At 42.5% G+C, this 11,788-nt stretch carries 11 protein-coding genes and 1 tRNA gene; 7 read left to right on the top strand and 5 right to left on the bottom strand.

Features of this window, described 5'->3' with window-relative positions:
* Positions 1-11: 11 nt before the first annotated feature.
* The 7 genes from CH373_RS09840 (at position 12) to CH373_RS09810 (ending at position 6,158) form a co-directional block, all read left to right on the top strand.
* Positions 12-590 (top strand): LIC_11959 family protein, encoded by a 579-nt coding sequence (locus CH373_RS09840; protein ID WP_243393343.1) that lies wholly within the window; start codon positions 12-14, stop codon positions 588-590.
* On the top strand, positions 587-1,087 hold the full coding sequence (locus CH373_RS09835; protein ID WP_243393342.1) for a hypothetical protein: 501 nt from the start codon (positions 587-589) through the stop codon (positions 1,085-1,087). Before CH373_RS09840 ends, CH373_RS09835 begins: the two co-directional genes overlap by 4 nt.
* A 56-nt stretch (positions 1,088-1,143) precedes the next feature.
* A tRNA-Ile gene (locus CH373_RS09830) sits at positions 1,144-1,217 on the top strand.
* 589 nt (positions 1,218-1,806) lie between these two features.
* Positions 1,807-3,684, top strand: a complete 1,878-nt coding sequence (locus CH373_RS09825) for an alpha/beta hydrolase (protein ID WP_100713422.1) — start codon at positions 1,807-1,809, stop codon at positions 3,682-3,684.
* Positions 3,685-3,743: 59 nt separating this feature from the next.
* Complete coding sequence (locus tag CH373_RS09820; protein WP_100713421.1) at positions 3,744-4,319, top strand: bifunctional nuclease domain-containing protein; 576 nt, start codon at positions 3,744-3,746, stop codon at positions 4,317-4,319.
* Between the two features lie 92 nt (positions 4,320-4,411).
* A complete protein-coding gene (locus CH373_RS09815) occupies positions 4,412-4,768 on the top strand; it encodes a phasin-related domain-containing protein (RefSeq protein WP_100713420.1) in 357 nt (118 codons plus the stop codon).
* 88 nt (positions 4,769-4,856) lie between these two features.
* Entirely contained in the window at positions 4,857-6,158 is a 1,302-nt protein-coding gene (locus tag CH373_RS09810) for an MFS transporter (protein ID WP_100713419.1), read from the top strand.
* Positions 6,159-6,163: 5 nt separating this feature from the next.
* Here the strand turns inward: CH373_RS09810 and CH373_RS09805 are convergent, their stop codons facing one another.
* From CH373_RS09805 to trxA, 5 genes are all read right to left on the bottom strand, one after another.
* Positions 6,164-6,772 carry a hypothetical protein gene (locus tag CH373_RS09805; RefSeq protein ID WP_100713513.1) on the bottom strand — a complete coding sequence of 203 codons (609 nt, stop codon included), beginning with the start codon at positions 6,770-6,772 and terminating at the stop codon, positions 6,164-6,166.
* Positions 6,773-6,908: 136 nt separating this feature from the next.
* Complete coding sequence (locus tag CH373_RS09800; protein WP_100713418.1) at positions 6,909-8,096, bottom strand: Lsa36 family surface (lipo)protein; 1,188 nt, start codon at positions 8,094-8,096, stop codon at positions 6,909-6,911.
* 34 nt (positions 8,097-8,130) lie between these two features.
* Entirely contained in the window at positions 8,131-9,261 is a 1,131-nt protein-coding gene (locus CH373_RS09795) for an acyl-CoA dehydrogenase family protein (protein WP_100713417.1), read from the bottom strand.
* 17 nt (positions 9,262-9,278) lie between these two features.
* Complete coding sequence (locus CH373_RS09790) at positions 9,279-11,429, bottom strand: cAMP/cGMP-dependent 3',5'-cyclic-AMP/GMP phosphodiesterase (RefSeq protein WP_100713416.1); 2,151 nt, start codon at positions 11,427-11,429, stop codon at positions 9,279-9,281.
* A gap of 33 nt (positions 11,430-11,462) precedes the next feature.
* On the bottom strand, positions 11,463-11,777 hold the full coding sequence (trxA, locus tag CH373_RS09785) for a thioredoxin (RefSeq protein WP_100713415.1): 315 nt from the start codon (positions 11,775-11,777) through the stop codon (positions 11,463-11,465).
* Between the last annotated feature and the right edge of the window lie 11 nt (positions 11,778-11,788).

The raw sequence follows: 11,788 nt of genomic DNA, 5'->3' as shown, positions 1-11,788 counted from the left end.
CAAACAGAGAAATGAGAAGTTTCTCAGACAATCGGTTCTGGTGGTTCGAAAACTTAGGGAAAATTCCTTTACTCCAACGTATATTAGGAATTCATTCTATTCTTATTTTTCTTAGCTTTTTTCTCGCAATTTCCTTTGCGACTCCGAATCTTCTTTCGAATTTGAATGCAGACTCGATTGAAAGTACTTATCGCGGAACCATTTCCTTGGAAGAGGCCAGAACCTTAGATATCAAAATGGGTCTTTCGGAATCCACTCCAGATTTTCCGGATAAGCAAAGGTTATTTTTCCAAGGGTTAGAAGGAAACTATGCGATCTTTTATGATTGGAATGGTCACACTGTTTATTATCAGTATAGAGAAAACAAGTTTGATCGGAGATACAGAAAATATGTTTCCAGACTTTCTGGAGGAGCTCCTTATTTAGTCTCCGGAGAGTATTTAGGGGTGTTTGTTTTCGAAAACGGAGTCGTGCGAAGACTAAAGAAAAAGGGTCAAGACAACCTCGCCGATCGAAAAGAGAAATACTCCATTCCGATTTTTCAGCTGAAGGAATACAAAGAATTGATATTGGAAGAGATCTTATTTTGATCAGAAGTTTCCTTTTGTTTTCTCCTTCTATTTTTTGGATCCTTCTTTTTGCTTTTCCCTTGACCTCCGTTCCGTTGGATCCGGACCAAAAAGTATATCATCTGGAAGAGACCTTCCAAAAAGATTTCTTTCAAATCTCTTTTCCAGAAAACTCGCTAGTTCGATCTGAATCCAGAAATCGTTGGAGAGCCGTCCCGTTAAAAGGCAGGAGTTGGTTAGTTGTTTGGCGAAAACTAGATAGAACGGGAGAATTCGAATCTGCAAAAAAATCTTTGGCAGAAGTATTTCCAGGCAAAGCGCCCGAACAATTTTCTGTTCAAGGAATAGAAATTTTCAGATGGGAAAAATCGGATCTTTCTGGCGGAAACCCTCTCAAAATATTCTTCTTTTTACTCCAGAATCAATCCTTTGCCTATTCGGTGTATGTAAGCTTTTTTCCAGACCAAAAGAATCTAGAAGATTGGTTTGGCGTTCCGAATCGCTACGTGAAACCTTAGCCGAGAATGGGATTTACGCTTGAATCCGATCGCCTTCCGAAAAAACTGGAACTGTCGGGCCTATAGCTCAGTTGGTTAGAGCGGCAGACTCATAATCTGCGGGTCGAAGGTTCAAGTCCTTCTGGGCCCAAAATATTTCATTTCTCATTGTTCTGTGCCGCAGAACACAATCTCCGGGTTGCCGGTTCAAGTCCTTCTGGGCCCAAAATATTTCCTTCCTAGTAACAATTTCAAAGGACTTGAAGCTTTCGAGCGAAAGCGATTGCAGCGACCCATAGGGAGCGTAAGCAATCGCGGACCGAGTCCATGGATGGACTGAGAAAGACGCCGTGGAGCCCAGTTCGACACGAAGTCGGACTGCGTAACGGCAAGTCCTTCTGGGCCCCTTGAGATCAGCTTGCCCGGCGTTGCCCGGCGGTACTTTTTACTGGAAAGCCCCACCCGATTTGGGAGGGGGCCGGAGCGGCAGCGGTGGTACCCCAGCTCAGTTTCACAAATTTCCTTTTTCGGCAACCAAATTTTTCTGCCAAATCCGTGTAGGAGCTCCTACAAATGGATTTCCAAGTTTTGATTAGGAGATTCTAATTCAATTAGCAGCGTTTAGTTGGTCCGCGAATAATACTGGAGTGCTAGAAATTGATTTTTATTTCCAATTTTCGTTTCAAAGAATCGAATGAATCCGTATTGCCACGGAACAGAGCACTTTAAAAACTTATTCTATGGATCAAGTTGCTACACGAAAACCAGTGTCCAAGTCCAAAAGAAAAGCAAATGCCTATACCGTAGCGGCGGATGATATTTACATTTTTCCGATCCCCGAGTCTACGAATCTATTCCTCATGAAAGTGTGGAATTCCTTCGTGAACAAAATGGTCGCTATGACTTTTCCCAATGGAAAACCGATCTTTCAGTATGCAGTTTTCGAAGCAATCCAATCCAAGAATCTCAAGATAGTTGCTTCTTCTACTCATTTTAAAATGAAGGAAGTCACGGATCGAATCGGACTAGAATCGATTGAAGATTTTATTCGTAAGACGCTTCCGATTTCAATATCAGATCCTGATAACGTTTCTGCAAAATACCTAAGAGAAGCGATCATTTCGGTGGAAAAAAAATCCAGACCAGAAGTGTATTTTCACAGTCTTCATGACGAAAGGCTTCACCCGAATCTAAAGCAACTTCTTACAAAGACAATGAACTACGCTGCGGGAATTCCTCTTTTTGTAAAAGGAGTTCCGATCGGAATGCTCTGGGGAATCCGACGGGATAATATGAGCGAAGTGCAAGAGGAAGAAGTCAGGCAGCAGCTATTTTCGCTGTATGATGTGATCGATTTCGTAATTTCTCGGGAAATGGATGATAAGGGAGATCCTTACTATGCGAGAAAAAACATTGAAAAGGCGGATTTGTTTTCTCGCGCAAAGCATCTTTTTTATACGAGGGGCTTTGGACAAAGCGAGCCAGTGACCACGATCGTATTCGATTCACATACTTACGATCGTTCCTATCGATTGGATGCGAGCTATCTTATACCTTCCGGCGATGGGTTTTCGGTTAGCTTGAAGCGAATGGAGCCCAAGGAGAAGAACGACACTAAGAAAAATCTGCTTATCATTCCTGGATTCTTCTGTCGCAGATCCGTCATGGACCGAGTCGCTCGAGAATTGGCCCTGAGACATGGATACAGAGTCTTTTCCATGGATATGAGAGGAAGATCCAGAAGAACCCTACCTTTTCTGGGAATCCGAGAAGGTTGGACTGTCGACGATTTTATCCAGGAAGATTTTCCTGCAGTCCTTTCTTGGATCTCTGAAAATTTCCCCAACGAGGAACTAGTAGTCATCGGCCACAGTATGGGTGGAATGATCCCAAGATTTTACTGCTCTGCATACGAAGAGATCGTACGTAGAAAACCTAACTCCAAAGTTCCACTCCCAAAACCAGAAGGACTTATATCAGGAATTGTATCGATCACTTCGCCGAACTTTATTCGACTTCAGGCGCAAATTCCAGGGCTGAATGTTCTGAAGACCGGATTGAAACTTCTGCCCTCCAAGATGATTTCCGATTTTCTCTTTGACCTGACTTCCTTTTCTCTGCAGACCACTTTGCCTACCGTGGATCTGAACAAATTCTTCAAATTTTTATTGGGAATGCATTCCTCTTTAAGAGGGATGTCTTTTGACCTGCAGACCAAGGTCGTAAACTTGAGGGACTTCGTAGGTTACAAACAAATCTCTCCACCGGAATGGTATTTGCTGATCGAAGATATTTTTTGCGAGGAATCGACGAAAGTGGTTTTGCAATTCCTAAAATCTCAGCTCAGCCAAGATCATTCCTTTCTTTCGTACGATGGAAGCTTAGACTATACCGCGCTTCAAAAAAATCTGAAGATTCCGATATTTTCCATTCTAGGATCTCTCGATAAAGTAGTTCCGAGCGAGACGATTCGCAAAGATCTAGCAGCACTTCCGCAGGAAAAAAATCGAATTATTTCCTACGAGCAGGGTCACCTGGGTATCGTATTTCACATGCCAACCGTCAGAGAAATGTGCGCAGAAGTAGACACTTGGATCCGCGATTTGGACAAGGATTGAATCTGAGGGTTAGAATACTTGACATTTCGGGAAACCAACTATAGTCTCGAAAACTAGGAATGGATCTAATCGAAGCGACAATATACAATATCTCCCTGACAAACGTCGGATTTGCAGTTTTCTTAAAAGCGAAAGACGATTCTGATCAAAGGGTGGTGCCGATCTTTATAGGTCCTCTGGAAACTCATTCGATCACCTCAGTATTAGAAGGAACGAAACCTCCTCGCCCAATGACCCATGATTTAATGACGATCCTCTTGACTACTTTGGGAATCCAAATTGTAAAAATTGCGATCGAAGAAATCATCGATAATACTTTCTACGCAAAAATCACCTTGCGAAAGGATGAAGAGTTGATCGTGCTGGATGCTCGTCCGAGCGATTCCATTGCCCTAGCTCTAAGAGCAAGCGCTCCAATTTTCTTGGCCAAAAAAGTAATCGAGGAAGCTGGAATCGTAATGAAGGACGATGAGATTCCTGGAGAGACCATCGGAAAAGAAAAAATCTCCCAGCTTCCTAAATCACAACTGGAAATTCTTCAGGATTCTCTAGACAACGCATTAAAAGCCGAAGATTACGAGACGGCCGCTAAAATCAGAGACCAAATCCGAAAGCTGTTAGAAAATCCCTCCTAATTCCAATTCTAAGAATAGAAATTCTTCGATTTCGCTTGTAGGAATTCCAACCAAGAGTTAGGGTTGGAAACCCAATTCAAAGGAGGCGAGCTATGGAAAAGGCAGTAATGGATTTATTAAACGCAGGAATCGCGCTATTTCAATCTGGTGAAGGAAAGCTCAAACAAACCTTGCACGATGTGGAAAAGGTGTACGATGAGCTAAAAGCAAAAGGAGCATTGGATCAATCGGAACAAGCAAATCGCTTGAGAGATTTGGTACAAAAAACGGTTGCAGATGCTCAATCTAAATTGCATACAGCTAGCGAAGGAAGCCAAGCAGTGTACCAACAACTGAAGGACAATTTTCAGAAAATTTCTGTTCAAGTGGAAGAAATGGTTCCTCCCGATCTGAAGGCAAAGGCAAAGAGCGCATTAGACGAATTAAAAAAATTAACGAAGAAACCTTAGCTTCGGTTCCCTCTGGGCGGCAGAAAATTTCGGGACAAACAAAGCCCGATTCAGATACTAGGCGAAGCAATTGGATCGCCGACCGCCCATGAGGAAACAGACTTTTATTCTAGTCTTAACTGTACTGATCGACATGATGGGGTTCTCCCTCATCTTCCCCATTTTCCCTGAAACTCTATCTCATTTTCTAGCGCAAGCAGGAGATCCAATTCTGGATCTTTTCACGAGCTGGACTTCTACTCTTCTGACTCGGGGAGAAACTGACTGGAAACTATTCGTTGCACTTTTCGGTGGGATCGTTGCTAGCTTATACTCGATTTTGCAATTTCTGTTTGCTCCGATCTGGGGAAAACTTTCCGATCGCGTCGGACGTAGACCTGTCTTAGTCTTTACATGCACCGGAAGTTTGATCGGATACTTTGTCTGGTTACTGTCCGGAAGTTTTTCTTTATTCGTATTATCCAGAATCATTACAGGATTAATGGGTGGAAATATTTCCGTCGCGACCGCAGCAATGGCCGACACCACGGATGAAAAAAATCGGGCAAAAGGAATGGGAATGATCGGCGCCGGAATCGGCCTTGGATTCATCGCAGGTCCATCTATCGGAGGGATCTTGGCACATACGAATCCTTCTGGCTTTTTGCCATTTATTCCCTGGGAAAGTATGACGATCTTTCCATCTGTTGCATTAGCTGCATTCGGCGTTGCGCTGCTGAATTTGCTCCTCGTATTTTTCTATTTTCACGAAACTCTACCAATCGGAATCAGAAAAAAACCGGAAGGAAGGCTGCATCCAATATTAGGAGTTCTTGATATTGGTTCCAGAGAAGTGTTAAGCGCGAGTCTATTGTACTTTTTGTTCGTTTTCGCCTTTTCCGGTTTTGAATTTTCTCTCAACTTTTACCTCAACCAGTTCTTAGGATTTAGTCCCAAGTCAATTGGATACACCTTCGTCTACATAGGTATGATCATCGTACTCGTTCAAGGTGGAGTGGTTCGAAAACTGTCTGGAAAAGTTCCGGAGAAAAAGATCGGCATTTTTGCGGGGATTCTGCTCATAATCGGATTCTTCCTGCTTTCTGTAGGAAACTCTCATTTTTATCTATTTTTGGCTCTTACTTTCTTAGCTACTGGAAGTGCGCTCTTGCACCCTGCTCTTTCCACGATCGTTTCTCTTTTTTCACTTCCTCAAGACCAAGGGAAGAATTTGGGCATTTTTCGCAGTTTAGCTTCTTTGGGAAGAGGAATCGCTCCTATCGCGTTTTGCTTAATCTACTCCCAAGAAGGACCAGAAAAGTCCTTTTTTGTGTCAGGAATTTTGAGCGTATTCTTTTTGGTACTGTTTGGTTTCATCAAACAGCCGTTACACGGCAAGACGAATCACTAATTCATCTACAAAACAGAAAGCAATGCGTCTTTCAATTTGGGAAAAAGACTCTTTTCGTCTAGCTTAGAACCGTTTTCCATTCTAAGTAAAAATGTATCTCTTACTTGACCGGACTCCGTAACCGCCTTGAAAGACAGAATATCTACTCCGAAGAGAAAGAATATTTGAGAAATTTCGAATATAATCCCCAAACGATCTTTCATCCGAAGATCCATCACAGTCGAATCGCTGATATCAGAATTGAACAAGAATATCTCTGGAGTCTCACCGGTTCTGGATCTCAATCCTTCGGTTTTTTCGGGATAGCGACTGAGATAGTTCATTACGGATAAACCTCCGTAAAATAATTCCTTCAAATCCGAATAGATATTCTCTAAATCAGCATCGGTCATATCAGACCCGTCTACCCTTCGAACGATAAAGATGTCTTGAATATAACCGTCCTGAGACGTTTCCGCGATGGCTTCTTCTATATTCCAGCCTCTGACATACAGCACTGCCGTGACTCGGTAGATAATCCCTACTTCGTTCTTAGAGATATTTACTTTTAGGGCATATGAGTTCCCCCTGGGAATACAGGAAATATGAAGAGGTTTATCAGGGGTTTGTATCATTTTAAATCCTCTTTTATGCGGAATGCTGAACAAATACGCAGCAAATGCAATTATCCAGGCAAGCAAGCATGCTTACATTAAAACTGCAAAACACGTGCCTGGAAATACTTTTTAGGAAAAAAACTTTGTGAAATTGTTAAAGAGCGAATTTTACGCCAATATTACCTGAATAAACTTTTTCAGAGGCCATGGCTTCGACGAGAAGCTTAAAGGCAAAAAGGTTCAACTCTATCCCGCCCAGAATGTAGGAAGTCTGGCTCCTTACTTCAGCAGAGCCGTTAGTTCGAATGGTAAGAGTACCGCTCGCACCGCCTGAATACATTTGTATGAGCTGAGGAGGGAGATTGTAAGCCGCCGGATCCACCGTCAGATACAACGGACCGGTTCTTTCTAAATGGATTTTGGTATTGCCAGTGTTGTTGCTAACGCCTAACCCGGCAAAGACGGTAAGAACATAAAGCGCGCGGAACCCAGTTCTGATATCAACAGGAACCGATTGAACATAAGAGCGGTAGCCAAAATTCACGTCTCCATCCCATTTTCCCGCGGCATTTCCGAAGCTAATGCTTGTCGCAGAACCTGGATGGTAAATCAAGTTTAACTCTTCCCACTTTCTGTGAAAACCTATCCCTAAGCTTAATCCAGTGAATCCGAACAAATCCGCCTTCGTGTACCTTTCCCGAATGAGCTGGAACCTCAATGTGGCACCGAATGAATTGATATTACCTAGTAAATCTATGTCCTTGGAAGACTGTCTAGTGAGTGCCCTTAGATCTCCGGAATTCAAATCGGATTGGAATCCGTGCACGTACAAGCTAAGTCTATGCAAAAAGGATCTTTTAGAATCTTCCTGGTCTGACTGGCCTTGCGCGGTTAGCCAACCTAAATTGACTGCTGCCATAAAGGAAGGGTTCAGAGAAAATCCTACATTTGGAAACTTCGGAATATTCGTATCTTTATATTTTACTGTGATATCGTCGTTCTGTACACCCGAGATACTGATCCCAGCACCTACTTGAAAACGATTTACAATTCCAGGTCCCATCATAGAGGCATTAATATTCGATAATACAGAAGCTTCCGCCATCGACTTGGTAACTTCGTTTAAGTACTGAGTACGAATAGCCTCTTCCAATCCGTTGAAATCGTTTTTAACATTTGCAGGAATTACAGAACAAACCGAGGGGCCACTTGCCGGAGGAGTACAAAAAATTTGAGCTTCGAGTTGCCCTGGAGCAACATACGCCAGTAATGTTCCTATGAGCACAGCGGCACTTGACAAGTACCGCTTTGTAAAATTCTTATGGAGAGCCATCACGTCCATCCTATCCTTAGACGATGGCATTGTCCAGGTTCTTTCAGAGACCTAAACTACTGCCAATAATTTCTTTCATAATCTCGGTCGTTCCGGCATAAATGGTCTGAATTCTGGCATCTAAATATGCTCTAGCGATCGGATATTCCATCATATAACCGTAGCCACCGAAAAACTGAAGGCAAAGATCCGTATGTCTTTTTTGCATTTCTGTCGCGTAATATTTCGCCATGGATGCTTCGACAGTCACTTTTTTTCCTTTCATCAATTCGATCACAACCTTATCGACGAATGTGCGGCACATCTCTAATTCAGTAACCATTTCCGCCATTTGAAATTTTATGTGCTGGAAGGTTCCGATCTTTTTGCCGAAAGCTTGTCTTTCTTTAATATATTGTAATGTCATTTTGTGAACAAGAGCAGTACTTTCCACAGCTGCAACAGCCAGGACCAAACGCTCTTGCGCAAGTTTTTGCATTAAATATCTAAATCCTTGGCCGGTTTTCCCTATTACATTCTCTTTCGGAACCTTTACTTCGTGAAAATAAAGTTCAGAAGTATCTTGGGCCTTCAAACCCATCTTCTCAAGATTTCTTCCTCTTTCGAAACCTTTCATTCCTTCCTCTATCATCAAGAGAGAAATGGTCCCATTATCATGTTTAACAGCTGTGATCACTAGATTTGCAAGCTGTCCGTTAGAAATGAAAGTTTTTTGACCGTTTACTAGAAAATAATCACCTTTGTCGACCGCAGTCGTACGGATATTTTTCAGGTCGGATCCGGCTCCCGGTTCTGTCATTGCAACCGCGAGAATATTTTCACCGGAACAACACCCAGGGAGCCATCTCTTTTTTTGCTCGTCGTTGGAATACGCACTAATGTAAGGTGCGATCACATCGTTGTGCAGAGAGATAAAGAATCCGCTGTTTCCTACTTTAGAGGATTCTTCTATTACAACTATATTATATAGAAAATCCGCTCCCGAGCCACCATATTCCTCCGGAATATCCGGACAAAGCAAGCCCGTATCCCCCGCCTTTTTCCAAAGTTCCCGAGGAACCATTCCGACTTTTTCCCAATCGTGGTGAAATGGAGCAACTTCTGTTTCGAAAAATTTCTTTGCGACACCACGAAAGGTTTCGTGTTCTTCCGTAAATTGCAGGACTCTGTCCATGAATCGACCTCCGTCGTTTAATACACGGTATTCATTCTCATGTAAACGCCGGGATTTTTCTTGATGTACTGGATAAGCTCGTTTTGAGAGATGGAATACAATTCGGTTTCCGTTTCTGCAGTAAACGTATAATTCGAAGCCAGTTTTTTAGAGATCACGTAAATCTCTCCGACAAAATCGCCGTCACTCAGTTCGGCCAGTTTTTTGCCTCCCTGATAAACGCTTACTTTTCCATCACGGATAATATATGCCTCGTCGTAAAATGCTTTTTCCTTCACCAATACTGAACCTGCGTTCACTCTAGAAAGCCTCATGATCATTTCCAACTGGGTGACTTGATGGCTTGTCAGCCCTTTAAAATGTCGGGATTCGATTAACGTTTTCCAGGAATTACTATCCCGAATGCTGTTTAAGCGTATTAAATTCTGCCTAAGGTCCGTATTCCGGATAAATTGTAGGAACTTATTCTTTTCGATAGTGAGCGCAAGAACATCCGTTTCTGCGAATACATCGGCAGCCCTAGGCAAATCTAGTACCAAAGAAGCTTCTCCGAAATATTCGTATTGTCCGTACCTTTTTATAGGCACCAATTCGGAACTTCCTTCTAATCCTTCAAATTTGACGTTCCCGGACGCAATAATATAGAATTTATCGCCTAACGTACCTTTTTTGATAATCTGATCGCCGCGTTTGTATTTTTCCTCACGAACCATCAGCAAAAACTCTTTCGCTTTTTCGATCGGAAAGCCGCTAAATATATCAATTTGACTTAATATATCTAAAAGATTGTAAGCTTCGATATGCCTTGGAGGAGTAATTTCGGGATATACTGTATTTTCTATCCCGAACTTAGCCAGTTTCAAACGAGTACCCGAAGGCATATCCTTTTTCGCGATATGATATACAGTGATCTTGTCCTGAATTTCTGCAGGCAGGCTCGCCAAATAACTAATTCTAGTGTGTAACGGAGGAATTCCAGCTTCGTGATATATGATCCTTCTATCCCAGGGAAATTCTTTTAAAAACTTCCAGCGAGATTCGGGCAAAAAACCACCCTTGTACATTTTGTCATGGATTTCCGGTTCGTTCAAATGGTCCGATGTGTACACAAAGGATTGGTCCTGAAAAAAGAACTCAAATCCTACGGACGGAATGGAATGGAGTGCATAATGAAAATTGAATTCACCTCCATTGATCATCACCGGCTTGCCAATAATTATTGGCTGAAAGTGAAACAATTCTAAAAGTTCTTTCTTCGGAATCTTGGTAAGCGCGGAGTATTTTCTAAGAAAACTTTCCATGACTGTCGCGGTCGCATGGATTGTGATCTTGTTTTCCTCTAGGATTTTCTGGAATGTACCCGCGTCATGATCAGCGTGGCAGTGGGTCAAGATGACGTGATTGATCAGTTTTGGATTTACGTTCGAATCCCTGAGCCATTCTGTAGAGTTTACCGGAGGATCCACCATGATTCCTTGGTGATTCAACCAGATAATAAATCCGGAAGTGTTATCCTCAGGATCAAATCCGTGAGAAGGTCCCAAACAAGTAATTCCCAATAAAGGTGCTTGGAACGGTTCCTCCAGCCTTTGTCCGATATCGAACTTGATATTAAAGCCTACTTCTCCTGGGATCTCGGTTCTCTTAGAGCCGTCCCGAATGGAAAAATCTCCTGAAGGTAGCTTGTGAATGACTACGTCCCCGATGGAAACTTCATTAGAACCATTGAATACTTTAAAATCTACTACATCATCGAGACCTTTGTAGCTCCTAAAGTAATTCATCTCCGCCTTCATATCGGGGAAGCCATAAGCTTCCGCTCCGGAAAGATATTCAGACTCCAAGTTGATTTCCTCGGGACCCATTAAGGATTCCTTAAGTACCGTCAATAACTGATCTTTCTGTTCGGAAGTACAGATGATGGTGGTCTTTTTCTGGCGCAAAAAGAAGTTAAAGTAAATCGGAAATTCTAGCTCGGCGGTGCTAATTCCTTTTTCTACGTGAAAGAATTTATTCGGTAGAATGAATACGAGAGGAGTTCTTTTCTCCGCCATCGTATCCTTAATAGTTTCAGGCGGAGATCCAATTTGAAAGTAACCTTGGCTGGTCTCTACAAGATATCCACCTCTCGGTAGTTCTACATAACCCTTAGTTTGCTCTTTTAGCATATACAATTTCCGTACGGCACTAGCCGTCCCGATTTATTTGTGTCTTTCTATAAAATTCCGAATTTGCGCCTTAGGTAGGGCTCCTATAATCTTATCGACCAACTGACCTTCCTTAAATAAGAGCAGCGTAGGTAAAGATTGAATGCCAAGCTTTTGAGCAGTGTCTTGATTATCGTCCACATTGAGTTTCTTAATTTGTAGGACTTCCTTCATTTCTCCGGAAAGCTCCTCCAATACTGGGGAAACCATTCTGCAAGGTCCGCACCATTCTGCCCAACAATCTACCAGGACCATCCCGTTAGATATTTCAGTAGTAAAATTTGAATCGTTAATTTCTGGCAGTGCCATTCTTTACTCTA

This window comes from Leptospira perolatii (assembly GCF_002811875.1).
GTDB lineage: Bacteria > Spirochaetota > Leptospiria > Leptospirales > Leptospiraceae > Leptospira_B > Leptospira_B perolatii.
This window is presented reverse-complemented; position numbering and strand designations above follow the sequence as displayed.

Excerpts from the sequence above, each read along its gene's own strand:
- CH373_RS09820 (WP_100713421.1), top strand. The coding sequence starts at position 3,744 with ATGGATCTAATCGAAGCGACAATATACAATATCTCCCTGACAAACGTC.
- CH373_RS09815 (WP_100713420.1), top strand. The coding sequence starts at position 4,412 with ATGGAAAAGGCAGTAATGGATTTATTAAACGCAGGAATCGCGCTATTT.
- CH373_RS09810 (WP_100713419.1), top strand. The coding sequence starts at position 4,857 with ATGAGGAAACAGACTTTTATTCTAGTCTTAACTGTACTGATCGACATG.
- trxA (WP_100713415.1), bottom strand. The coding sequence starts at position 11,777 with ATGGCACTGCCAGAAATTAACGATTCAAATTTTACTACTGAAATATCT.
- CH373_RS09795 (WP_100713417.1), bottom strand. The coding sequence starts at position 9,261 with ATGGACAGAGTCCTGCAATTTACGGAAGAACACGAAACCTTTCGTGGT.
- CH373_RS09800 (WP_100713418.1), bottom strand. The coding sequence starts at position 8,096 with ATGGACGTGATGGCTCTCCATAAGAATTTTACAAAGCGGTACTTGTCA.
- CH373_RS09790 (WP_100713416.1), bottom strand. The coding sequence starts at position 11,429 with ATGCTAAAAGAGCAAACTAAGGGTTATGTAGAACTACCGAGAGGTGGA.
- CH373_RS09805 (WP_100713513.1), bottom strand. The coding sequence starts at position 6,772 with ATGATACAAACCCCTGATAAACCTCTTCATATTTCCTGTATTCCCAGG.
- CH373_RS09825 (WP_100713422.1), top strand. The coding sequence starts at position 1,807 with ATGGATCAAGTTGCTACACGAAAACCAGTGTCCAAGTCCAAAAGAAAA.
- CH373_RS09840 (WP_243393343.1), top strand. The coding sequence starts at position 12 with ATGAGAAGTTTCTCAGACAATCGGTTCTGGTGGTTCGAAAACTTAGGG.